Raw genomic sequence first — 23,902 nt, forward strand, 5'->3', positions numbered from 1 at the left:
GAAAATCGATATGAATACAAGATCAATAAATATTCTAATGCTTGCCTTAACGCTCAGCATATTCTTTGGATGTAAAGAAAATCCTGCGGCAGGGGAAGATGCTTCCAGTGAAACTGCAACTACTAATACCGAAGAAGGTGAAAATCACGGTGAGGAAGGAGATGAAGAACACGGTGAAGAAGAAGGTGGGATGCGTTCGGTACATCTTTCAGAAATGAAATTCAATAGTCTGGGGATTAAAGTAGATACCTTGCCTAAAAAAGCTTTGTCGGGTATTGTGGAAGCCAATGGCCAGTTAGAAGTGCCGCCACAATATGAAGCTACCGTTACGGCAATTTTAGGCGGTAATATAACTTCTATAAAGGTTATTGAGGGGGATAAGGTAAATAAAGGTCAGGTGTTGGCTTATCTTTCTCACCCAAATTTAACCAGAATGCAGTCTGATTATATTAATGCATATAGTAGGATGCAATTTTTGGAAAAGGAATTTGAAAGACAGAAACGTTTATATGAAGCAGAGGTAGGATCTGGAAAATCTTTTCAACAAACCCAATCAGATTACCAGTCTGTACAAGGTGAAGTGCGGGGGTACGAATCGCAATTGCGCCAGTTAAACCTAAATGCTTCCCAGGTTAGAGACGGTGAATTATATGAATATATTCCGGTAGTAAGCCCAATTGGAGGTTATATTGAAAAAGTACTGGTACAGGTAGGACAATATGTAGACCCTCAGACCAGTATGTTTATGGTAGTTGATAATGAACATGTTCATGCCGATCTAATGGTTTTTGAAAAAGATATTTATAAGGTGAAAGAAGGCCAAAAGATTGCGTTTACACTGGAATCGGTTCCAGGCAGTAATTTAACCGGGGAAATTTATTCAGTGGGGAAACAATTTGAACAAAACCCCAAAGCGGTACATGTGCATGCAGAAATCGATAATAAAGAAGATTTTCTAATTCCGGGGATGTATATAAACGGAAAAATCAGGACCGGTGAAGAAGCTGTTCCTGCCTTACCGGAAGAAGCAATAATTGAAGAAGAAGGAAATCCCTACATCTTTACGGCCCAAAAACACCAGGAAGATGGTGAAACCGAATGGGAATTGAAACCAGTGCAGGTTAGAACGGGAATAAATGAAGATGGTTGGGTTGAAATTAAACTGCTGGAGCCTCTGCCTGAAGGTACGTTGGTTGCCTATAATAATGCCTATTATCTGGTTTCTGAAATGCAGAAAAGCCAGACTTCCCATGGTCATTAAATTAAAAAAATTAGATGGATGGACTCTCTGTTAAATGTTTGTCTTAATTAAAATTCCAGAGGGTTCATCCTTAATACTAAAATTAATATTACAGCAATGAAAGAAATAAAAGCATTTATAAAACCGAAACGAGTTCAAAATGTAATTGAAGCTCTTAGTGAAAGCGGATTTAAAAGTATGACCCTTTCCCAGGGAGAAGGAACGGGGGCTTTTAAAGCAAAAGGCGCATCACCTTCTTTAGATTTCCGTGTAACAGACAGTCCGGTTGTAAAGTTAGAACTGGTATGTCAAAACGAAGAAGCACAATCAGCAATAGATATTATCCTTGAGAATGCAAAAACAACTGAACCCGGTGACGGAATAATTTATCTTTCCGATATTGAAGATGCCTTCCAGATAAAAACCGGGGAATCCATAAAGCGTTACGACCCCTAAATACTTTTATAGCAAATGGAAAAAATAGTAAAAAAGTTGGAAAGCAAAGGCATCCGCCCTACGGCAATGCGCTTGATGACCTATAGACGGCTGGCACAACTGAATGTGGCCGTTAGCTTAGGCGACCTTGGAAAGGATTTCGAAAGCTCGGAAAGGAGTACGCTTTTCCGTACTATGAAGACATTTGAAGAAAAAGGAATCGTGCATCAAATTGAGGATGGCACCGGCATCATTAAATATGCCCTGTGCGAAGACAATTGTGAATGTGAGGTGGGAAACGACCTTCACTTACATTTTCATTGCAATAGTTGCGGGGAAACCGTGTGCCTTACAGAGCACAAAATCCCTCAGATAAACCTGCCCGACGGCTATGTGGCAGAGGATATCAATCTGGTGGCCAAGGGAGTCTGTGAGAAATGTAGCAATGACTTGGATTAAGTTTTTTGATTTAAAAAATTGGAACAATGATGAAAATTTATAAAAAAGAAAACAAGGTATATATGGTAGCTCAAAATAGATTGGATGCTACCGATTATGACAATTTGATATCTCAATTAAAAAACCATATACAGGCAAACCATAAAGTATACTGGTATATTGAAATGGAAAATTTTGAGGGGTGGACTGCAAGTGCGTATTGGAAAGGCATTGAACTGAAACTTCCGAATGAAGAACGCGTTAAAAAGGTTGCATTGGTGGGAATTACAAAATGGCAGGAACAGTTTACCGAAGTTTTGATACCCTTTACAAAGGCACATATTAAATTCTTTAGCCCTGAAGAAAAACATTTGGCCAAGGAATGGATGGAGAAAGGAAATCATTAAAAAAGTTAAGTAAATTTAAACAGAAAGATTATGATGGACAACTGGAATTTTGGGGGAATGCACTGGATATGGTGGGGACTTTGGATAATTCTTATCTTTTGGATATTTTTAATTCCTTACCCCACCCCGGGACAAAAACGGAAAAAAGACGGAGCAATGGAAATTCTAAGGGAGCGTTTTGCACGGGGCGAAATAAGCGAGGAAGAATATAAACACCGGGTAAATATACTTCAAAATAAAAATGAACCAAAGGACCAGAAAAAAATTAGGCAGGAAAAATAATGGGAAAAGGACAACTAACTATATTTTTTTTAATGCTGGCTCCTATCCTGCATACCCAAACTATATACAGTACACGGGAGGGGCATATCCTTATAAAAGCTAATATAGATGGCAATGCATTTAAGGCGGAAAGCCATCAACTTTCCATGTTTTTTGATTACACAAGTAAAGAAATTACGGGTTCCATAGATTTGAGAACTATAGACACAAATAATCCACAGCTAGCCACCTATCTTAAAAGTACTCAAGCACCTATATGGATAAGATTTTCCGGGAAGGTCCCGGTTGAGGATTTCCTTTTGCGCCCACATGAACCAATTGATTTTAATTGGTTGGTAACGATCAGGCTTCCTAATAAAGAAGTGCAAAACTACTTTAAAGCGACATTGACCCACATCCCCCAAGGTCCTACATTTTCCTGTCTTTTAAGTGCCGGTGGATTTATAGAGAAAACTATAAGCCCAAGCTTAAATCAAGTGGTTCCTGGACTTGAAGGATCCATAGAAATAAAATTTGCCCAGCTTATTTTAAAGAAAGAGTGAATGCCATTTAATTCAAAATAACATAGAAAGATGAAAAAGTATAAATAGAATCCCATCCTCTTCCAGTAGTGCCTTATTAAAATAGCGCTGGGGAGATGTAATAAGTGTAAATAAAATATCCTCCTGCCGTACAAAATTTGTACCGCAATTAGGGACATAGATGTGATATATAAATATTTCCGTCTTATCATTTTTCGCTTATTACTAATAATGGAAAATTTTGAGGGGTGGACCGCAAGTGCGTATTGGAAGAGCATTGAACTGAAACTTCCGAACGAAGAACGCGTTAAAAAGGTTGCATTGGTGGGAAATACAAAATGGAAGGAACAGTTTACGGAAGTTTTGATTCCCTTTACAAGGGCACATATTAAATTCTTTAGCCCTGAAGAAAAAGATTTGGCCAAGGAATGGATGGAGAAAGGAAATCATTAAAAAAGTTAAATAAATTTAAACAGAAAGATTATGATGGACGACTGATATTTTGGGGGAATGCACTGGATATGGTGGGGGCTTTGGATAATCCTTATCTTTTGGATATTCTTAATTCCTTATCCCACCCCGGGACAAAACAGACGGAAGGATAAGGCTATGGAAGCCCTGAGAGATCGATACGCCCGGGACGAGATAAGCGATGAGGAATTTGAACAAAAGAAGAAAGTCCTTCAGGATAAGAAGAAGTAGTTATAAGGCCACAGGTATCGAAGGCGATGGCACCTATGGCATATAAAAGAAGGTAAAAATGAAAAAACGGAAAGTATTTGTTTTTATATTCATTGGATTAGCCCTTGGCTTATTTATAATACAGCCCCTGGCTATTTCACTCCACATGTATGACATGCAGGGAGATAATGGCGAATGGTGGAAATACCTGCTTGCTTCATATCAGCAGGAATTTAGAGTATGGGATTTGGATCAAGCCATAATCAAATTGCTATTTGGACTGCTGGGCATTGCCTTGTCGCTTATGTTTATGGTCAGGCAAAGAATATTTCAATTGACCGGAAGAAGAGATAAGCTGGAGGAGATCAGAGAGCTGATTGCGGCAGGAGAAAACCAGCAAGTAGAATTTAAATCTACCTTGAGATGGGATTTGAGGCAGTTTAAACCGAATAAGGCTTTGGAAGACGTAATAGCAAAAACAATTGCCGGGTTTATGAACACCCAAGGAGGGCATTTAATTATCGGAATTGATGATGAAGGTAGTATTCTGGGGCTGGAACAGGATTATGGTACTTTAAAAAAACCTGGCAAGGACGGGTTTGAGCAATATATAATGCAATTGGTGTCCCTCAAGTTGGGTACCCATTTTTGCACTTTGGTTAAAGTGTCTTTTCACCAATTTGAAGAAAAGGATATCTGTTATGTAAGGGTTCATAAATCACAAAAACCTGTGTATTTGAATTTGAGTGACCGTTCGCATTTCTTTATCAGAACCGGGAATGGTACCCGTGAGTTGGATATGCCTGAGGCTCTGGAGTATTTGGAGATACACTTAAATTAATATAGACCCTATAAAATTGAAAAAATGATACAGGTATTGGACATAGAAAAAGAAAACTTGATTGCCGCTAAAGTCAATGGTAAAATCACAAAGAAGGATATAGAAAAAATCCATCCGCTCATCCACAACATCATCGGTAAATATCATAAGGTGTAAAATGGCATTTGTAGGCGAAAAAAATAGCAGGAATGGGTCGCTAAAGCTACTGATTTCTTTACTGGTTCAGAAGTCAAATATTTTGACCTTCAGGATAAAGAACAAGCAAAAAACTGGATATAAATAACTAAGGATATGAAAAAACTAAAAATCAAAATTCCCGTAATCCTTCCACAGGTGCCAAATGAAAAAGACACTTGTGTGCAAAGGCTCATTGAAGAATTAGAAGCCAAAGAAGGTCTTGATAAAGTGCATATAAAAGACGATCAGGAAGATACGGTGCCACAATTGTGCTTTCATTACGATCCGGATATAATTTCTATTGACAGCATTCAATCATTGGCAGAAAGAACCGGGGCTGAAATTACCGCGAAATATGGACATTTGCTTATAGAGGTTGAGGGGATTAGGCATACCCGGCATGCAAGGACTTTAGAAAAGAGTCTGCTGAATATCAAAGGCGTTTTGGAAGCTTCCGCCAATGCCGGAGGAATGATCCGTTTAGAATATGATAAACGGGAAACAAGTTTTGATGAGATAACTGCAAAGCTCGAAAAAGAAAACCTACAAGTCAAGAAAAGTGCCTCTGGCCATGAGAACGGCTTTAAATCTTCGGAAAAAACCTCTGATAAATTAAATAAAAAAAATAAGATGGGCCAGCGACACCAGCATGAAGATGAGGGTGGACAGAATCCTAAAGAAGCGGATAGCCACGGCGCCGGCGAAGAACATTCCCACGCACACGGAGGTATTTTTGGGAAAAATACAGAGCTTATTTTTGCCATTATTTGTGGGGTTTTGTTGGGGATAGGTTTTGGACTATCCTTTGTAGAATCAGTTCCGCAATGGGTTAGTCTTTCCCTTTATATTGGAGCCTATTTCTTTGGAGGATTTTATACTGCTAAAGAAGCTGTGGAAACCGTAGCCAAAGGCGGGTTTGAAATTGATTTTCTCATGTTGGTCGCAGCGATTGGAGCGGCTATTTTAGGGGAATGGGCTGAAGGTGCCTTGTTATTATTTCTTTTTAGCCTGGGACATGCCCTGGAGCATTATGCAATGAACAAAGCACGAAAATCTATAGCCGCATTGGCAGAACTGGCGCCAAAAACAGCCTTGCTCAAAAAAGATGGTAAGACGGAAGAAGTTGGTATCGAAAAACTCAATATTGGTGATATCATTGTGGTGAAACCAAATAGTAAAATATCTGCAGATGGCGTAGTGGTAGATGGGCAGAGTAGCGTTAACCAGGCTCCAATAACCGGGGAGAGTGTACCGGTAGATAAAGTTCCCGTGAAAGATATCGAAAAGGATTACTCAGAGGTAGATGATATCAAGGATGAAAACCGCGTTTTTGCTGGAACGATCAATGGGAATAATACTTTGGAAATTAAAGTGATCAAAGCAGCCAAAGATTCAACGCTTTCCCGATTGGTGAAACTGGTTAACGAAGCTCAGACTCAAAAATCGCCTACCCAGTTGCTCACCGATAAATTCGAAAAATATTTTGTGCCATCCGTTCTTATTTTGGTCGGGATTCTTTTGTTCGCTTTTTTAGTTATTGACGAACCCTTTAGCGCCAGCTTTTACAGGGCGATGGCCGTATTGGTAGCTGCAAGTCCCTGTGCGTTGGCAATCTCGACCCCAAGTGCTGTATTGAGTGGAGTGGCCAGGGCCGCCCGTGGCGGGGTATTAATTAAAGGAGGGCGCCCTCTGGAGGACCTGGGGGTTATTACCGCCCTCGCCTTCGATAAAACCGGAACTCTAACGGAAGGAAAGCCAAAACTTACCCAAGTGGTGCCACTTGGAAATATATCTGAAAACGAACTTCTCAAAATAGCAGTAGCCGTGGAAGGTCTTAGTGATCACCCCCTGGCCAAAGCTGTAGTTCGTGATGGAAAAGAGCGTCTGGAAGGCGAGGAAATCCCAAATGCCTCTAATTTGGAGGCAGTTCTGGGTAAAGGGATTAAAGCATCATTTGGCAATGATAAAATCTATATAGGTAACCTCGACCTGTACGAAGGGCTTGATGAGAGTACACCTTCCGAAAAAATAGCTACGAAAGTGCGTGGTCTTGAAGGTGGTGGAAATACAACAATGCTTATACGAAAAAATGAAGAATATATAGGCATCATTGCATTAATGGATACCCCTCGGGAGGCAGCAAAAAAGACCCTTTCTGAATTGAAGGAAATAGGAATTAAACGAATGATCATGCTTACTGGTGATAACCAGAAGGTAGCAGACGCAGTAGCAGAAGAAATAGGATTGACCGATGCCTGGGGGAGCCTGTTGCCGGAAGAAAAAGTGGATGCTATAAAGGAATTAAAAGAAAAGGAATCCAAGGTGGCGATGGTGGGCGATGGCGTTAATGATGCCCCTGCCATGGCAAACAGCACTGTAGGAATAGCTATGGGTGCTGCGGGAAGTGATGTGGCCCTGGAAACGGCGGATATTGCGCTAATGGCCGATAAGTTGGAAACCCTGCCCTTTGCCATAGGCTTAAGCAGGAAGGCAAAGGCGATTATCAGGCAAAACCTTTGGGTTAGCCTTGGTATTGTGGCCCTGCTTATACCTTCAACCATATTCGGCTTGGCAAATATTGGAGTGGCGGTAGTAATCCATGAAGGTTCGACGCTTCTGGTGGTTTTTAATGCGTTAAGGCTTTTGGCTTATAAAAAGTAGATATAAAAAAGTTATCACAGTTTTATTGACTATGAGTAAATGAATTAACAGCTTTTATATAATTAAGAAACTGGTCATTATGAAAAATAGGATTATATCATTCTTAAAGGCCTTAGTATCCATAAATATTCAGACCGTGTGGGGGAGTAGGAATTATATAAGATTTTTGATCTTAAACTATTTAAGAATATAGCAATTAATTTATAAAACCAAAAAGATGAAAAAAAAACAAAAAAACGCCAATAACTACGGTAAATTTTTCGCAATGATTGCTACCGCAATGGTGGCAATGTTCTTTTTAATGTACACCAACTCTTACCAGATCATTGATCACTTCTGGTTTAGTGAAACAAGGTTTTTTATGACGCTGATCATGGTCGGTTCTATGATCATTATAATGCTACTGTTTATGCTATATATGTATAAAAAACGAGGAGCAAACATAGCGATCATCGGGTTGGGTATTATATTGATTGTCGGTGGTATAGGATTGGTGAGAAGTCAGGTTACTGTCACCGGTGTTGATTACATGGAAGGTATGATCCCTCACCATTCAATTGCTATTTTAACGAGTGAGCGTGCTCAGATTAAGGATGTACGGGTAAGGAAACTCGCTGATGAAATTATTGAGGCGCAACGTAAGGAAATTATGGAAATGCAATGGCTGATCAACGATATCAGAGAAAATGGTGTAGTAGAGACAGAAAAGGAAAGGACAAACAGACCCTTGCCCAAATTTGAAGGTAAGATAGAAGAAGAAACACGAAACCTGACTGAATAACAAGATCCCCCTAGGCTTGAAAATTTATAATCGATTGTATTTAATATTTTATGGAGTAACTAACCGTTATATAGTGTCTGTCCACTAAGTATAGGACAGTTCCATAATGCGTGTCCTAAGCAACCGTTATACTCACAATGTTGGAAGACGGTTCGTATACTTAAGATAAAATTGCAATGACAAAGACGGAAAGAACATTATTGTCCAAAGGGATACGTCCCACTGAAATGAGGTTGAAAATTTACAAATACCTCAAAAGGAAAACTTATGCAGTAAGTTTAAATGAAATGCAAAAAGTCTTCATCAATAAAAATATCAAAACAGCCAATAAGACCACTTTCTACAGGGCGATAAAGCTCTTTGAGAAAAAAAGCATGGTGCACCAAATTGACGATGGAACTGCTTTTGCAAAATATGCGATTTCCGATGAAAACGCCAAAGGTAAACACAGTACAGATTTACATATGCACTTTCATTGTACCGATTGTAAGAAAACAATCTGTTTACCAAATAAAATATCGGAAGAGAGTTTGCCAGACCAGTATGAGGTGAACGATGTGAACCTGGTATTAAAAGGGATATGTAAAAATTGTAGTAAAAAATAATAGGTGGGAGCGCCTTAAGCCTGAATCCCAGCCCCCAATGGTCAAGCTTAAGGTTTTTTCCACCGTAACTAACTTAAAAAAAATATGAATATGGAAAAATTTGATGTAACTATAATAGGATCTGGCCCGGGCGGGTATGTAAGTGCGATCCGTTGCGCCCAATTAGGATTAAAAATAGCCATTGTAGAAAGATACAGCACCCTGGGCGGCACCTGTCTAAACGTGGGCTGTATCCCGTCAAAAGCCTGGTTGGAAGCCTCTGAGCATTATTACAAACTCAAGCATCAATTCGAAAAATTTGGGATTGATGTTAAAGAAGCCAATGTCGATATCCTGAAAATGAGCCAAAGGGTTCAGGATGTGGTACAGGAAATCATCAATGGCGTTGATTATCTGATGAAAAAGAACAAGGTTACCGTTTATGAAGGTCATGGCACCATCAAGGACAAAAACACGATTGAAATTAAGGGAGAAGATAAAACGGAAACCATAGCAACCGATAAAATCATCATTGCCACAGGGTCCAAACCCGCTTCATTGCCCAATATTAAAATAGACAAAAAGCGTATCATCTCTTCTACCGAAGCCCTTGCCCTACAGGAAATCCCCAAGCATTTAATGGTCGTTGGCGGTGGTGTTATCGGTGTTGAAATTGGTTCCGTATTCGCCCGCCTGGGTTCAAAGGTTTCTATAGTAGAATATTTTGATAGCCTTATCGCCACTATGGACGGCGCACTGGGACATCAATTGCACCGTTCCCTAAGAAAACAGGGAATTGATTTTTATTTGGAACATAAGGTAACCAATGCAACGGCAACTGATGGCAAAGTAGAATTGAAAGCGGAAAACCTTTCCGATAAAGAAGAAATGAGCTTAGAAAGCGATTACTGTCTTATGGCCATTGGCCGAAAGCCATATACCGCCAGTTTAGGGCTTGAAAATATAGGAGTGGAAACCAATGAGAAAGGACAGATAACGGTAGATAAAAACCTTGAAACCAACGTCAAGGGTGTGTATGCCATTGGGGATGTAATCCGGGGGGCAATGCTTGCCCATAAAGCCAGTGAAGAAGGCGTTTTTGTAGCCGAACGGATTGTTGGCCAAAAGCCCCATATCAATTATTCGCTTATCCCAAATATCGTGTACACCCAGCCTGAGGTCGCCGGTGTAGGCTTGACGGAAGAAGAACTGAAAAAGGCCAATAAAAGTATAAAAACAGGCTCTTTCCCTTTTAAGGCAAACGCACGGGCAAAGATAAGTATGGACACTGACGGTTTTATCAAGGTAATCGCAGATAAACAGACCGATGAGATATTGGGGGTTCATATGATAGGCCCACGCATAGCAGACAGTTATACCGAAGCGGTGGTAGCGATGGAATTTAGGGCAGCTGCCGAGGATATTGCAAGAATGTCACACGGTCACCCCACATTTTCCGAGACCTTTAAGGAGGCCTGTCTGGCAGCTACCGAAGACAGGGCGTTGCATATTTAAAGTTGACCTAACAGTAAGTTCTTAAAAATTAAGACGCTACTAAGCTTTTTGAAATATTAAGGTTTAAGTAATTAACTCAAAAAACAGATAAGATAAAATGGGGCAATCAGTTCGAAATCAATCCACTATTGGGTATATCAGGGAAACGGCAACAAAGTTCCTCGACAGGGAAACAGCTGGGGGGATTTTTTTAATAATTGCTACTATAGTTGCCCTTCTTTTAGCTAATTCACAGTGGGCAGGTGCCTATCATCATTTTCTTGGCGATGAATTGCTTTTTGAATTTTCCGAGCATCTTAGTTTTGGGCTAACAATTGAAGAATGGATCAATGATGGCCTAATGGCAATTTTCTTTTTGGTTGCCGGCCTTGAATTGAAGAGGGAGGTTATGGTGGGGGAATTATCTTCAATTAAAAAAGCCTCAGCCCCCTCCCTTGTTGGCAGCTTTAGGTGGTATGGCAGTTCCGGCCCTCATTTTTATTAGCCTAAATTTAGGCACTGAAAATATAAAGGGTTGGGGCATCCCTATGGCTACCGATATCGCATATTCACTAGGGATTATTGGCCTACTGGGAAAAAATGTCCCCAGGCAGTTAAAAACATTTTTAATAGCCCTCGCTATTGCTGACGATATAGGTGCCATATTGGTGATAGCATTGTTTTATAGCAACGAGTTGAGCTGGATATACCTTGGATCGGGCATGGGGGCATTTGGGTTATTATTATTAATGAATTGGACTGGGATCAAAAATTTGATTTGGTATATTATTATTGGGATCATCTTATGGTATTGCTTCCTTAATTCGGGGATCCATCCAACTATTGCGGGAGTACTTTTTGCCATTACCATTCCAATAGTGCCCAAATTAGACAGTAAAATATTAAAAGAAAGGACTGCCACAAACGTTACTAATCTTGAGAAAACAGAGCTGGAAAAATTAAATCCTCTTCAGGATAAAAAACAACAAATAATTTTAAAAGCCATTAAAACAGATACTGAGAATTCAAGGCCTCCTTTGCTCAAACTGGAAAATTCCCTTGTTGATTTCAATGCTTTCTTTATCATTCCAATTTTTGCAGTCGCGAATGCGGGAGTAAAGCTCGATGTAAATTTAATTGAGGTTGTTTCCGGTTCTTTAGGGCTGGGGATCCTTTTGGGATTAGCAATTGGCAAAGTAACAGGGATTGGTATTTTTACATTGATTGGGCAAAAACTTGGAGTTTCCGAATTACATATTACACTAAACTGGAAACATATAATTGGAATTGGTATGATTGCGGGAATTGGCTTTACCATGTCCCTTTTTATTACCAATCTCGCATTTAATGATCAGGAATTGATTAAAATTTCGAAAATAAGCATTTTGATAGCTTCATTACTTGCAGCTATTGGCGGTGCGGTAATTCTCTTATTAACTTCCAATAAAGGAAAGAAAAATATAGTTAAGTGATATGGGAGAAATGAACAAAAGTACTTTTATAGTAAGTCAAATGGACTGTCCTTCAGAAGAACAGATGATCCGGATGAAGTTGGAGGCTTATACACAAGTGAAATATTTGGATTTTGATATTCCCAACAGGAAATTGGAAGTATATCATGTGAATGGAATCGAAGATATACAAATATCAATAGCCGGTTTAAACCTTGGGGATTCCTTCCAAGGGACCGAAGAAGCCGATCCTCCCGTAATAGAAGACCAATCCAAACAGAAAACAATCCTTTGGTGGGTCTTTGGGATAAATTTCGGCTTTTTCATTATCGAAATGACCACGGGGTGGATCTCTTCTTCTATGGGCCTTATTGCAGATTCGTTGGATATGCTGGCAGATTCGATAGTATATGCGCTAAGTTTATTTGCAGTAGGTGGTGCCATTTCCAGAAAAAAGAAGGTGGCAAAATTCAGCGGATATTTTCAGATGGCCTTGGCAACACTTGGTTTTGCAGAGGTATTAAGAAGGTTTTTTACCAGTAGTGAAACACCAATTTTCCAATTGATGATCATTGTTTCCATTTTCGCCCTTCTGGGTAACCTTATTTCGCTTTGGTTGATAAATAAGGCCAAAAGTAAGGAGGCGCATATGCAGGCCAGTGCTATTTTTACGTCGAATGATATCATCGTAAACGGCGGGGTGATACTGGCCGGGGTGCTGGTCTATTTTCTGGATAGCAAATGGCCCGATTTGGTAATTGGCGGCATCGTTTTCACGTTTGTAATGCGGGGTGCCATAAGAATTTTAAAATTATCTAAATAATGCAAATATATGTTGCACAAGACGGTGGGCAACAATAAGGAAATTATGAATAAAAGTAGTGTAGCATTATTGATTTTACTGTTGTTGGTAATAGACCAGGCCATAAAGATTTATGTGAAGACCCATTTTTATTATGGCGAGGAATATTTTGTGTTTGGTCTGGATTGGTTTCGCTTACATTTTTTGGAGAATCCCGGCATGGCCTGGGGCTTTAAATTTGGCGAGGGATATCTGGCCAAATTTGTTTTAATACTATTTCGCTTCGTAGCCGTTATTTGGGGGACCTTTTATATCAAAAAAATGATACGTGAAGGATATGCAAAAGTCTTTATAATCTGTGCCGCATTTATATACGCAGGTGCATTGGGCAATTTGATGGACGGTGCATTTTACGGACTGATCTTTGAAAAAAGTGATCCCGCACTTCGCAACATTGCAGAAATATTCCCCTCAGGCGGTGGTTATGCGGGATTTTTAAATGGCAATGTGGTGGATATGTGGTACTTCCCTATTATTGATACAAGGCTTCCGGAATGGCTGCCATTATGGGGAGGCAATGAATTTACTTTTTTCGACCCTGTATTCAATACCGCAGATGTTTGGATTAGCACGGGAGTGATTTTACTCCTGATCTTTCAAAGCCAACAAAAAAAGACCAGAAAATATCGGATAAGAAAAAGTTGAAATATACTGAAAGTAACAGGACAATTATAAAAATCGATTAGTTATGAACGTTTGGCTCTGGGTAGTAGTATTGGGATTGGCAGCTTGGGCTGCTCATTGGGGTGCTGATCAACTCCTAACACCTTTAAAAATGCTGCGTAAGCAATGGGGGCTTACCGCTTCTGCAGGAGCGGCTTTCCTTGCTATTGTAACGGCGAGTCCTGAAGTGGCGATAAATATCACCAGCGCCGCCCGGGGAGTATCTGATATTGGATTAGGAAATTTGCTGGGTTCCAATATAATTTCCATCCCACTCATGGTGACCATCGCCTATTTCGCTTCCAGAAAGCAATTTAAAAACAATAAGGAACATCAAAAACATTTAGATGCTAACCTATTGGCCCTGAACAAGCGTTCTGTCTCGGTATTGTCCATCCCCTATCTGGCAATCATTTCTTTGGTAGCTATATTAACCCTTCCAAAAGCCTGGCGTGGGTTACAACCCATTGATGGGTGGATTATGCTGGCGGCCTATGCGGCTTTTTTAACGCATGCCATTATAAAAGGCAGGAAAAAAGGGGAAAGTGTGGAGTGGGATAAGAAGAAAGTGTGGTTATCAGTGGCCGGAGCTATGGCTATAGCCGTGGGTGCTTTTTTTATTGTTAAGGCTACGGAAAATATTGTTTCGGTGTTGAACATTTCCGAAATTGTTGGAGGGCTGTTTATTACCGGAATAATGACCACCGCCCCCGAAATATTTAAAACATGGAGTGTGGTAAAGGGTGGCGAAGTGACCGCGGGAACCACGAGCGTGATTGCCGATAATGCTGTTACCATGACGGTGGCATTTTTCCCCTTGGCACTGGTGACGACTCCGATCGAAGATTTTCAGTTGTTCTGGGTCAACCTGGCTTTTGTAGGACTGATGCCACTTTTATATTCGGTATTTGTCCATCAAAGCAAGGAACTTCACGGGTTCAGCAGATGGCAGATATTCGTTTTCGATGCAGCGTATATTGTATATCTCTTAACTATGGTGTTTTTTGTACTAAAACTATTTTAAAAAATGAAGGAGGACTTATTTAAGGATTACCAGGAGAGGCTAAATGTGCTGGATGAAAATATTAGAGCAGTAGCATTAAAATATGCGACGGATTTCTATTTGAACAAAAATTGTTCAAAAGAAGAGGCGATTGAGCGTGGAATCGTAAAGGCAGAGATGGAAAAAAGGAATTTAGATAGAAATGGATAATAAACCACTAATATTACTATGGCAGAATTAAAAAAATCTCTGGGTACTCTTCGCCTTACTTTTTATGGTGTAGGTACCATTGTTGGTGCTGGAATATATACTGTAATTGGTGCAGCCGCTGGACAGGCGGGAACAGACCTTTGGTTGAGCTTTATTTTTGCAGCCATTGCGGCCAGTGTCTCGGCAATGTCCTATGCAGAGTTGTCCTCTACCTATCCTAATGCCGGTGCGGAATTCATTTTTGTACGGAAAGCGTTTCCAAAAATCGACATTCCATCCTTTCTAACAGGTTGGACGATTGCATTTCACAGTTCGGCCACTATTGCCGCAGTTTTATTGGCTTTTTCAGGATATTTCAACACTTTTTTTAACATCCCTTCCTTACTGGTTAGCTATGCCGTGCTACTGGTTCTTGCATTGATAAGCATTACGGGCATCAAAAAATCATCAACTGCTAATATTGTTATGGTAAGTATTCAACTATTAGGTTTGTTTATTCTTATTGCCGTTGGACTTTCAGAAACAGGTGCACCAAAAGCAGAATTTTTTAAAGTGGAGTCCTTTTCAGGCACCCTGGCAGCGACTGCTACCTTATTCTTTGTTTATACGGGTTTTGAGCATATGGCAGCATTAGGTTCCGAGGTAAAAAATCCGGGCAAGACTATTCCGAGGGCATTTTTATTGACAATGGTGTTTACCACAATTATATACCTACTAATATCTTTTACGGTACTCAATATAAGTGACCCCGCAGAAATAGCAAAGGTAGATTCCCCATTGTCGCTGGCCGCTTCAAATTTAAATTCCTGGTTGCCCGTAGCCCTGGCAGTTGCGGCACTTTTTGCTACGGCCAATGCGGCTTTTAGTGGCATTATTTCCATTAGCAGGTTGCTTTTCGGTATGGCAAGCGTGGGCGAGCTTCCAAAATTTATGACCAAGACCAATGCACAAAAAGTACCCTGGGTAACTACACTTGTGGTTATGGCTGCGGTAGCGGCATTTTTGTTATTGGGGGATATTAAAATTGTCGCAGGAATGTCTTCTTTAGGGGCGTTACTCGTTTTTGTAGCCGTGAATATTGCCTTGATTGTGCTGCGTTTTAAAGCACCTGACAAAGAAAGACCCTTTAGAGTTCCCCTTTCCATAGGAAAAGTACCTATCCTACCCATTTTGGCCATAATCATTAGCTTGTCTTTGGTAGTTCAGTTTAACTGGCAGGTATATGTTGCTTTTGTGGGCGCAATTATAGTGGGCATCGTACTGGATTATTTTTTGGATAAAAAGTCAAAGAATGAGATGGATCCCGAAAAAGAAAAAGAACTGTTCAACCATTAAAATGAAGCTATGGAATGGACCTTTGAAGAATTTAAAACCAGTTTGGATGGCCTCCATCCTGCAGTGAAGGAAAAAGCCCTAGAAATTGCTAAAAGTCTGGTTATAGAAAAGAATTATACTAAGGGAAATGCCATAAAAGAAGGAATTATGAAAGCTGAAGAATGGTTTTACGATTTAGGCGGTTAATAATTAATAAAAATAGATATGTTACAAATTATAGAGATTTCAGGAGATAATATTATTGCTACCAGAGCATCGGGGAATTTGACAGAAAAGGATATTGAAAAAATACATCCACTTATCCATTCTATTTTAGATAAAGACCTAAAAGTACGCTGGTATTTTGAGATGGAAAATTTTGAAGGCTGGGATTTTCCAGGCCTGTGGGAAGATCTAAAAATGGATACTGCCCATGCAAAAGACTATGAAAAAATCGCCATGGTAGGTGATAAAGAGTGGCAGGACTGGATTACAAAATTCATGAAACCTTTTACCAATGCTGAAGTAAAATATTTTGACTTAGAGGAAAAGGAAATTGCCAAAAAGTGGATTAAACAGTAAAGCTTTTATTTAAACAATTAATTGAAAAACTGAATGTATAATTAAAATTAAAAAACCATGAAAATAATAGTTCCAATTGATTTTAGTCAAAGTTCCAAAATTGGAGTTGAGTATGCCACAAAGGTGGCCGAATCTTTAAATTCAGAAATTATCTTTGTTCATGCCTATTCTGAAGGTTATCAGTATGCCGGATATGGGGCTATAGTTTATCCGGTTCCCGACAACTTTAGTTCTTATCAGAAATTGTACAAAGAAAAAATGCTGGAATTTCTCGAAAATTTTCCACGTCTGGCGACAATAAAATATAAGAGTATGGTAGCCCCAGGAAGACCTTCAGATATAATTTATCAATTAGCAACAGAAGAAAAAGCAAGTTTGATAATTATGGGGACAGAAGGTGCAGGTGAGGTAGAAGGTTACCTTGCAGGAACTACCAGTGAAAAAGTGAGCAAGGATGTACCCTGCCCTGTGCTGGTTGTACCTGAAGATTTAGAAACTTTTGGTTTAAAAAGAATTTGTCTGGCGCTGGATTCAGATAATCTGAAACCTGATAGGGAACTAAAGGTTCTGGCTGATCTACTAAAGGCATTTAACGCACGCCTTTTTATATTTCATTTTGCTAAAAGTAAAGATGAAGTTATTAAAGAACAGGAGATAAAAAACTATTATGAGGAGTTTTTTAATCTGCAGAATATTTCTGTTCACCTTTTTTCCGAAGGGAAAACCGAAGATAAAATAACCGGTTTTTTGAAAGATAATACCATAGATATTTTGGCGCTACTTTACAGAAAACATGACTTTATAGAAAAACTAACTGAACTGGGGCTGAGAAGAAAAATGATTTTCAAATCAGAAGTTCCTGTACTTATTTTAAAATAATGGTAGAGATAACTTTTAATGAAATATACTAGATTTTATTAATACCCTGGAACGTTATTTTCTGAAAAATTAGCAAATTTCTAAAAGTGGATCTTTTCAGAAAAACTAGGTGGCTTTTGGTACAATATAACTCTGCCATTCGGCTTTAAGTCTTAGGTGGTTTTTTAAAACCGTATTTGCCAATGTGGGCGTAGCTTTCTTGGCCGTTCTCAAAGCAATCCGTTTATAGAAAATAAATTAAAAATAGTACAACAGGATGTCTCTAAGTAGAAGAAACAGAAGAAAGAAAAAAAATCAAAACCCATCTAAAAAACAATTCACAAAAAAGGAAAAGGTCAAGGCAATTATTGTCCTTATTCTTCTGTTTATTGCTTCATTTCTGCTTTATTATTTTGTGTTAAAAGGGAATATCCATAAACATTAATTTCTATAAAAAATAAAATTATGATACATATTATTACAACAGGAGGAACCATTGAAGGCTTGGATTATGAAAACCAAGAAAATAAAACAGAGCAAAGCGAAATAGCGATTAGAGAATTTCTTGACCTGGCCAATGTCTCGTTTCCCTATATTATCGAAAGGGCATTTTCTAAGGATAGCCGATCAATTACCGATGAAGACAGGAATTTTTTGTTAAAAAAAATAAAAGCTTCCAATGCAGAAAAAATTTTAATAACTCACGGGACTTTTACGATGGAAGATACCGCCATTTATCTTGGAAAGGAAGAAATTAAAAAGACTATTGTCCTTGTAGGCTCATTTATAATGGGAAACTCTAAAAATACGGATGCACACTTCAATTTGGGTTTTGCAATGTGCTCTGCTCAATTTTTGAATCCAGGAGTATATGTAGCAATGAATGGGACTATTTTTCCTTGGAATGATGTAACTAAAAATATAGAGGTCAGCAAATTTGAGTATAAGAATGAACAATAAATATGTTTGGCACATCAATCCATTGGACGACATTTTTTTATCTTCTCGTAGATACGTTTATAGTTCTATTGATATTTTACCATCATTCAACTAAAAAAATCCTAAGCAATCATTCTAGGTTTCTAAAGCTTGGATTACTTTTCATAACTTATAACGCTACTGGCGGATTTCTACCCTTTGAAAACTTCCCAGGTCCCTTTATCCTTCAATATGTTATTACCTACGGTGTGGCCATAACCCTCTGTATTTATTTAATATACTACCTGTATAAAGAATATGATATTCTTGTTGTTAGGATGCATTTTTCAATCCAAAATCTGGTAATTCTGGCAAGTAGCAGCTTTATTATGTTATTTCTAATTCCTTACTTCCTTACCAGTTCCCTCTATTGGGCTAGAGTCCTTTTTACAATTCCCATATCTATAATGGCCTTTATATTTCTGTGGTTCTTTTACAAAAGAATCTCAAACCTCGAAAATCCAAACCGCTTTTTCCTTAGAAGAAACAAATTTTCAGTCTTAAGTATAAGTTGTATAGCACTGTTGCCAATTTTAACCGTTATTGGTGATTATCAATGGTTAACTTTTACTACAATGAACATTGCCTTTTATGCCGTAACCGCTATTAAAATAGATAGTCATCTTTACTTTTTAGAAAATAAAACCAAAATGTATAAAGTTTTTGCTTGGAACGAGAAACAAAGTAAATACCCGGCTAAGGACAAAATAATTTATGAAAATTTAACTAGACGGGAAATTGAAGTCGGTTTATCTATTTTAAGTAACTTAACTTATAAAGAAATTGCCAAAGATTTATTTATCGCCAAAAACACTGTATCTAAGCACGCATCTAACATCTTCAAGAAAACAGGGGTAAAAAATAGGCGACAATTCTTATCCCGCTTTCGTAAAAAATTCAAAAAATAAGTTAGGATGGCATCCTATTATTTCCTTAGAAATGCTTGGGTTTAATAGATTTCCGTAGGAAAATACGGTTTTTGCGTAGCCAAATACGCTGTAATTCACTTGTATTTTATTGTTTTGAATTTATCTTTAAAGAATTCAATTAAACTTTTCAAAAATGATCCGTAAAATGGTTGGTGATGGATTTACAGTTACAAGCAGAAATACTACTGGAAAAACTGAACGAAATTAAGCTTAAAAACAACGATATTTTAAATAGGGCTTTTCGTTCAATTGAAGTGTGCCGTAATCTCCTTAGTTTGTTCAAAAAGGAAATCATTGCAAATGAATTTGTTTCCCTAAAACAAGAAATAGACTTTTTTAAGAACATAAAACAAATCCCGTTGGTACAGCTTATTTATTTCTCAGAAATCCATTCTTTAGAAATTCAATTTCCAAAAGCCGATAAAAAAGCCCAATTTAAATTCATTAAAAAGAAAATTGGCAAGCTTAACCGTTTCTTTCTGTATAATATTGATTTCGGGCAGTATGTCAATTCCAAAGCTACCCATTTTGATAAGGAATATTATACCCGTGATTATTTGGACACCTATCATATAACCACTTCAAAATTCTACTTTCAGGATCCCGAGTTTTGCACCCCAAGGGATATGCTCTTAGGTAAATTCAAAGCATACAATTTATTGGTTGTCTATTTGGATGAACGATTATTTAAGCTTAAAAATAAGCTAAATGGGAAAAGTGTTAAATCGAATACTACTGAAAAAATCCCCTGGCCATTTACCAATACCGATTGGGTGGAGCTAGTTTATGCTTTAAGTTTTGCCGGAATTGCAAATCAAAATGATTTAAGTATCATCAAACTCTCCAATAAGCTTCAAGAGATTTTTGATTTTAAACCTACCGGAAAAATCTACAATACCTACCAAGACATAAAAAATAGAAAACACAGCAGAACATTATTTTTGGACTCCCTAAGTACCTCCCTAATTTCTGAGATGAACAAGAGTGAAGAATAATTCTAAAAACTGTTAAAAAAAGACCGTACTACGGTCGACCTACCGAAATCCTGCTTTTTAAGATTATCCATTTAATTTGATGTATTTTAATCTTGTAGTTCCCACAAGACAAGGCTCAAAACCTATCATAATCAATCAAATTTCAAAATGTTAAATTTTGACCATACTACGGTTCTAATGGGGAATAAAATCCAATAAACTGGCCCAATTTTGTAGAACGAAAGTCAAATCCTGCGAGGGGCTATTAAATTAGCTTAAAGCAATTTGTTAGCCCTTTTCATTTAAAACCGTTTTATTATGCCAACAAGTATCATTACCACAGAAGATCTTCGGGAATTCAAAATGGAATTGCTCGATGACATTAAAAAATTGCTTTCCAATCAGTCTAAAGGAAAGCTCAAAAAATACCTTAAATCTTCCGAAGTGATGGAATTACTTCAGGTCAGTCCGGGTACACTTCAAAACCTTCGCGTCAATGGCACATTGCCCTACACGAAAGTGGGCGGTATCATTTACTACGATGCCGAGGAAATCCAGAATGTAATGACCGCAAATCGTGTGCAGCACGGATTAAATTCTTAGGCGATGAATTATATAAAGCTCCTCAACGCGGCTTTTGAAAGATTCTTCTTCGACGACCGCCTCAATCCAACGCACATAAGTCTTTATATGGCCTTGTTCCAGGAATGGAACAGCAGCCGCTTTGCCGATGAGTTTTTTGTGAACCGGCGCGAGCTGATGCGCGTGGCCAAAATAGGTTCTAAATCTACATACCATCGGTGCGTGACCGATCTCGATTCGTGGGATTATCTATCCTATTTTCCATCCAATAATCCATATAAAGGCAGTAAGATCAAGATGGCCATTATCGGGACAAGTGATGAACCGGATATGGGACAGTACAATCCCGAATTGGAACAGCTTGCGGAACGGTACCATCCCATATGTGAACCGGTAGTGTACCAGCACCATCCCACTAATGGACAAGCCGTGTACCCGCACCGTCCCGTGAGTGGACAAGCATTGGTATCTAATATAAACAATACCAAACAAGTAAACATTAATAAACAACCAAAGGGCAGGCAGGTCGTTTTAGATTTTTTTATTGAAAAAAGTTTTTCTGCTGATGAAGGAAAAAAATTCTTTGCACATTATGAAGCAAATGATTGGAAGACTAGCGATGGGAAAGCCATACGGGATTGGCAGGCTTTAGCCGTGAATTGGATGGATAGAACCGAATTATTTGCCAAAGAAAACAAACCAAACAAAAAGGGAGCGTCCCAAAATCGGGACAACCTGCGAACCACTAAAACCAAGGATTATGGACAACCCCTCTAAAATAACCGAAGGCGGCGTGGAATATTCGCTGGGAAAATTTGATGGGAAAAGCGTACTCTACGATTTTCCAAAAATCTTGATTTACCTCAATGCCAAAGGCAAACTCTTGTTCGGCGAAAAGTTTCGGATTTATGATGAGGATAGGGATATATTAAGAAAACTCTGCTCTTATTTCATCAAGGATAAAGACAATTGCAAAACCTATGGAATCGACATTGATAAGGGGATTTTACTTTCTGGACCAGTGGGTTGCGGAAAAACAAGCCTAATGAAATTGTTACGTCATTTGGTTCCGTTGCAACGTCCTTACGAAATGATTCCCTGCCGGAATGTAACCTTCAGTTTTAACCATTTAGGTTTTAAAACTGTTGAAGAATATGGCAATACAAAATTTTACTGTTTTGACGATCTGGGCGTGGAACCTGCCGGAAGGTTTTACGGCAAGGATCTCAATGTGATGGGCGAAGTCCTTTTATCGCGGTATGAACTTTACCTCCAAACCAAGCATAAAATCAAGACCCACGCCACCACGAACCTGAATGCGGAAGAACTGGAAGAACGCTATGGCAACCGCGTTCGTAGCCGGATGCGGGAATTGTTTAATTTGATTGCATTTAATAAGGCGGCTGGGGATAAGAGGAAGTAGGTTAATTTCTGAAAGATTTATATAACAAAATCACTTCTGAAATAAATTGCGCTATAATGTCCTTCAAGCTCTTTGTTAACTCTAAAAAAATATCTTTCATAATTTTAATGGTTCTTGAATGAATAATAATATCGATAGTGCTATGCGATCAATATTGTTGTTATCTGAAATATAGGTGCCTTCATCTATATTGCTCAAAAAACCCAATTCCAACAGCACAGAAGGGCAATGACCAACTGTTTCCTGTAGCACCTGAAAGTTAGCAAACTTCAGGCCTCTACTTTTATACCCAATTGTTTTGCAAAGTACTCGTTCAATTTGATAGCCTATAAAAACAGATGCTTTAGAGAATTTCTCTTGTTTTCTTGAAGCATAGACCTCTATCCCTCTTGCATTGGGATTGTCTGAGTGATTACTATGTAAAGACACAAATAAATCAGCATCTAAAGCTTTTGCCAGCTTGGTTCTATCAGATAGTGAAATGAGCGTATCACTATACCTGGTCAAATAAATATCGAGTGGTTTTTCCAAGTCGTTATTTAACCTTAAAATCTCATTTGCAATAGACAAAACCACATCCTTTTCTTGGATGCCATTTATGCCAATTGCACCAGCATCTTTTCCACCGTGTCCAACGTCAATCACAATTCGTTTTTGAGCACTCGTTTCTTGTCCAAAAATGAAGCACATTTTGAAGAGTAAAATCACAAAACTGACGTTTTTGAGCAGATTTTTCATTTTCAATTTTCAGGTTATCAACAAGTTCCCTTCAAAAATCCATAGGATTTGATGCCAAATAATAACAACGGAATTCAAACAATATCAAATAATATTTTATTCACAAATATTTGATTTTCAGTTATTTATATTCAAATATATGTAAATTTCCAATAACGAAAATGAACCAAAAATTTAATCCGTTCCGTTATGAAAAAATCACACTATTTAGCATCCATTCTTTCGCTCTTATCCACTTCGCTTTTTGCTCAAATTGGTGGCATCGAAGATTCCGTTAACGATGTAGGCGATACCATCAGAACCATATTTCCAATTTTATTAGGTGTCATCTTCTTGGTTGGCTTCCTTTTTAATGCAGGACACTTCTTTGGTGAAAATGCAGACCTGAAAAAAGGTATCACACGCGTACTTGTATTTGTACTCATAGCAGGTGCCGTCGTAGGCATATTTACTTATCTCATAGGAATTGTTGTATAACAATGAAGAAGTTCGAGGTCTATAGAAACATTAGAAAACGGGCAGTCATTTTTGGGCTGCCCATTTCCCTGTTTGCCCTAATGATGGTTTCCATTTTGGCTTCGCTATTAATCATCATCTTCTCTTTCAGCTTTGGGATAATCATTGGTGTACTGGTATTCAACGCTTCCCTATATGTGGCTTTGACAAGAATAACCCACAATCCACAGCTATTTCAAATGGCAAAAGCCTTTCCGCAAATCATTAGTAACAAAAGAATTTCTGGCTTCGATTATGAACAAGATTAACCTTTCGGCATATCAACCCATTGTAGATA

The 23,902-nt window shown here is 38.5% G+C and carries 31 protein-coding genes and 2 pseudogenes; 32 read left to right on the plus strand and 1 reads right to left on the minus strand.

Going from position 1 to position 23,902, the window contains the following annotated elements:
- Window positions 1–10: 10 nt before the first annotated feature.
- The 30 genes and pseudogenes from K1F36_RS17420 (at window position 11) to K1F36_RS17555 (ending at window position 22,371) form a co-directional block, all read left to right on the plus strand.
- Complete coding sequence (locus K1F36_RS17420) at window positions 11–1,261, plus strand: efflux RND transporter periplasmic adaptor subunit (RefSeq protein ID WP_190324899.1); 1,251 nt, start codon at window positions 11–13, stop codon at window positions 1,259–1,261.
- A 96-nt stretch (window positions 1,262–1,357) separates the two neighbouring features.
- A complete protein-coding gene (locus tag K1F36_RS17425; RefSeq protein ID WP_009778856.1) occupies window positions 1,358–1,696 on the plus strand; it encodes a P-II family nitrogen regulator in 339 nt (112 codons plus the stop codon).
- Between the two features lie 15 nt (window positions 1,697–1,711).
- The gene (locus K1F36_RS17430; RefSeq protein WP_128766680.1) at window positions 1,712–2,134 is read left to right on the plus strand and encodes a Fur family transcriptional regulator; all 423 of its coding nucleotides are present in this window, start codon (window positions 1,712–1,714) and stop codon (window positions 2,132–2,134) included.
- A gap of 26 nt (window positions 2,135–2,160) precedes the next feature.
- Entirely contained in the window at window positions 2,161–2,520 is a 360-nt protein-coding gene (locus K1F36_RS17435) for a SpoIIAA family protein (RefSeq protein WP_128766681.1), read from the plus strand.
- A 30-nt stretch (window positions 2,521–2,550) separates the two neighbouring features.
- On the plus strand, window positions 2,551–2,802 hold the full coding sequence (locus K1F36_RS17440; RefSeq protein ID WP_013073461.1) for an SHOCT domain-containing protein: 252 nt from the start codon (window positions 2,551–2,553) through the stop codon (window positions 2,800–2,802).
- Window positions 2,802–3,344, plus strand: a complete 543-nt coding sequence (locus tag K1F36_RS17445; protein ID WP_013073460.1) for a hypothetical protein — start codon at window positions 2,802–2,804, stop codon at window positions 3,342–3,344. Before K1F36_RS17440 ends, K1F36_RS17445 begins: the two co-directional genes overlap by 1 nt.
- Window positions 3,345–3,554: 210 nt before the next feature.
- Window positions 3,555–3,776: a SpoIIAA family protein gene (locus K1F36_RS17450; protein ID WP_013073459.1), complete on the plus strand. Its 222-nt coding sequence runs from the start codon at window positions 3,555–3,557 to the stop codon at window positions 3,774–3,776.
- A 156-nt stretch (window positions 3,777–3,932) separates the two neighbouring features.
- Window positions 3,933–4,025, plus strand: coding sequence for an SHOCT domain-containing protein (locus K1F36_RS20235; RefSeq protein ID WP_011709086.1), 93 nt, complete (start codon window positions 3,933–3,935; stop codon window positions 4,023–4,025).
- A 58-nt stretch (window positions 4,026–4,083) separates the two neighbouring features.
- On the plus strand, window positions 4,084–4,845 hold the full coding sequence (locus tag K1F36_RS17460) for an AlbA family DNA-binding domain-containing protein (protein ID WP_150545108.1): 762 nt from the start codon (window positions 4,084–4,086) through the stop codon (window positions 4,843–4,845).
- A gap of 24 nt (window positions 4,846–4,869) precedes the next feature.
- Window positions 4,870–5,001, plus strand: coding sequence for a hypothetical protein (locus K1F36_RS20240; protein ID WP_258539130.1), 132 nt, complete (start codon window positions 4,870–4,872; stop codon window positions 4,999–5,001).
- Between the two features lie 39 nt (window positions 5,002–5,040).
- Window positions 5,041–5,124, plus strand: a pseudogene (locus K1F36_RS20425) (SpoIIAA family protein); the annotation flags it as partial.
- A gap of 12 nt (window positions 5,125–5,136) precedes the next feature.
- Complete coding sequence (locus K1F36_RS17465) at window positions 5,137–7,683, plus strand: heavy metal translocating P-type ATPase (RefSeq protein WP_220114935.1); 2,547 nt, start codon at window positions 5,137–5,139, stop codon at window positions 7,681–7,683.
- A gap of 217 nt (window positions 7,684–7,900) precedes the next feature.
- On the plus strand, window positions 7,901–8,464 hold the full coding sequence (locus K1F36_RS17470) for a DUF305 domain-containing protein (RefSeq protein ID WP_220114936.1): 564 nt from the start codon (window positions 7,901–7,903) through the stop codon (window positions 8,462–8,464).
- A gap of 176 nt (window positions 8,465–8,640) precedes the next feature.
- Window positions 8,641–9,069 carry a Fur family transcriptional regulator gene (locus tag K1F36_RS17475; RefSeq protein WP_220114937.1) on the plus strand — a complete coding sequence of 143 codons (429 nt, stop codon included), beginning with the start codon at window positions 8,641–8,643 and terminating at the stop codon, window positions 9,067–9,069.
- Between the two features lie 90 nt (window positions 9,070–9,159).
- The gene (lpdA, locus tag K1F36_RS17480) at window positions 9,160–10,563 is read left to right on the plus strand and encodes a dihydrolipoyl dehydrogenase (RefSeq protein WP_220114938.1); all 1,404 of its coding nucleotides are present in this window, start codon (window positions 9,160–9,162) and stop codon (window positions 10,561–10,563) included.
- Window positions 10,564–10,660: 97 nt separating this feature from the next.
- A pseudogene (nhaA, locus tag K1F36_RS17485) lies at window positions 10,661–12,014 on the plus strand (Na+/H+ antiporter NhaA).
- A gap of 10 nt (window positions 12,015–12,024) precedes the next feature.
- The gene (locus K1F36_RS17490; protein ID WP_449405355.1) at window positions 12,025–12,816 is read left to right on the plus strand and encodes a cation efflux transmembrane domain-containing protein; all 792 of its coding nucleotides are present in this window, start codon (window positions 12,025–12,027) and stop codon (window positions 12,814–12,816) included.
- Window positions 12,817–12,825: 9 nt separating this feature from the next.
- Window positions 12,826–13,500, plus strand: coding sequence for a lipoprotein signal peptidase (locus K1F36_RS17495; protein WP_417944514.1), 675 nt, complete (start codon window positions 12,826–12,828; stop codon window positions 13,498–13,500).
- Between the two features lie 43 nt (window positions 13,501–13,543).
- Entirely contained in the window at window positions 13,544–14,542 is a 999-nt protein-coding gene (locus K1F36_RS17500) for a sodium:calcium antiporter (RefSeq protein ID WP_128766685.1), read from the plus strand.
- Between the two features lie 3 nt (window positions 14,543–14,545).
- A complete protein-coding gene (locus tag K1F36_RS17505; RefSeq protein WP_008615609.1) occupies window positions 14,546–14,731 on the plus strand; it encodes a hypothetical protein in 186 nt (61 codons plus the stop codon).
- Window positions 14,732–14,749: 18 nt separating this feature from the next.
- Complete coding sequence (locus K1F36_RS17510) at window positions 14,750–16,066, plus strand: APC family permease (protein WP_220114939.1); 1,317 nt, start codon at window positions 14,750–14,752, stop codon at window positions 16,064–16,066.
- Between the two features lie 9 nt (window positions 16,067–16,075).
- Window positions 16,076–16,252 carry a hypothetical protein gene (locus K1F36_RS17515; RefSeq protein ID WP_008615607.1) on the plus strand — a complete coding sequence of 59 codons (177 nt, stop codon included), beginning with the start codon at window positions 16,076–16,078 and terminating at the stop codon, window positions 16,250–16,252.
- Window positions 16,253–16,270: 18 nt separating this feature from the next.
- Window positions 16,271–16,627, plus strand: coding sequence for a SpoIIAA family protein (locus K1F36_RS17520; RefSeq protein WP_220114940.1), 357 nt, complete (start codon window positions 16,271–16,273; stop codon window positions 16,625–16,627).
- A gap of 57 nt (window positions 16,628–16,684) precedes the next feature.
- Window positions 16,685–17,506 (plus strand): universal stress protein, encoded by an 822-nt coding sequence (locus K1F36_RS17525; protein ID WP_220114941.1) that lies wholly within the window; start codon window positions 16,685–16,687, stop codon window positions 17,504–17,506.
- 444 nt (window positions 17,507–17,950) lie between these two features.
- Entirely contained in the window at window positions 17,951–18,445 is a 495-nt protein-coding gene (locus K1F36_RS17530; protein ID WP_128766687.1) for an asparaginase domain-containing protein, read from the plus strand.
- 593 nt (window positions 18,446–19,038) lie between these two features.
- On the plus strand, window positions 19,039–19,371 hold the full coding sequence (locus K1F36_RS20245) for a helix-turn-helix transcriptional regulator (protein ID WP_240674093.1): 333 nt from the start codon (window positions 19,039–19,041) through the stop codon (window positions 19,369–19,371).
- A 176-nt stretch (window positions 19,372–19,547) separates the two neighbouring features.
- Window positions 19,548–20,387: an RteC domain-containing protein gene (locus K1F36_RS17540; RefSeq protein ID WP_128766689.1), complete on the plus strand. Its 840-nt coding sequence runs from the start codon at window positions 19,548–19,550 to the stop codon at window positions 20,385–20,387.
- A gap of 297 nt (window positions 20,388–20,684) precedes the next feature.
- Window positions 20,685–20,969, plus strand: a complete 285-nt coding sequence (locus K1F36_RS17545) for a helix-turn-helix domain-containing protein (protein WP_128766690.1) — start codon at window positions 20,685–20,687, stop codon at window positions 20,967–20,969.
- A gap of 3 nt (window positions 20,970–20,972) precedes the next feature.
- Window positions 20,973–21,725 carry a hypothetical protein gene (locus K1F36_RS17550; RefSeq protein ID WP_128766691.1) on the plus strand — a complete coding sequence of 251 codons (753 nt, stop codon included), beginning with the start codon at window positions 20,973–20,975 and terminating at the stop codon, window positions 21,723–21,725.
- The gene (locus K1F36_RS17555) at window positions 21,709–22,371 is read left to right on the plus strand and encodes an ATPase (protein WP_128766692.1); all 663 of its coding nucleotides are present in this window, start codon (window positions 21,709–21,711) and stop codon (window positions 22,369–22,371) included. Before K1F36_RS17550 ends, K1F36_RS17555 begins: the two co-directional genes overlap by 17 nt.
- A 96-nt stretch (window positions 22,372–22,467) precedes the next feature.
- Here K1F36_RS17555 and K1F36_RS17560 read toward each other — a convergent pair whose 3' ends face one another.
- Window positions 22,468–23,109, minus strand: a complete 642-nt coding sequence (locus K1F36_RS17560) for an N-acetylmuramoyl-L-alanine amidase family protein (protein WP_128766693.1) — start codon at window positions 23,107–23,109, stop codon at window positions 22,468–22,470.
- A gap of 189 nt (window positions 23,110–23,298) precedes the next feature.
- Here K1F36_RS17560 and K1F36_RS17565 point away from each other — a divergent pair, with 189 nt between their 5' ends.
- Together K1F36_RS17565 and K1F36_RS17570 are read left to right on the plus strand one after the other, a co-directional pair.
- Window positions 23,299–23,586 (plus strand): hypothetical protein, encoded by a 288-nt coding sequence (locus tag K1F36_RS17565; RefSeq protein ID WP_008610937.1) that lies wholly within the window; start codon window positions 23,299–23,301, stop codon window positions 23,584–23,586.
- 2 nt (window positions 23,587–23,588) lie between these two features.
- Complete coding sequence (locus tag K1F36_RS17570) at window positions 23,589–23,873, plus strand: hypothetical protein (RefSeq protein ID WP_128766694.1); 285 nt, start codon at window positions 23,589–23,591, stop codon at window positions 23,871–23,873.
- Window positions 23,874–23,902: the final 29 nt, after the last annotated feature.

Source organism: Flagellimonas abyssi (assembly GCF_019457905.1).
Classification (GTDB): Bacteria; Bacteroidota; Bacteroidia; order Flavobacteriales; family Flavobacteriaceae; genus Flagellimonas; species Flagellimonas abyssi.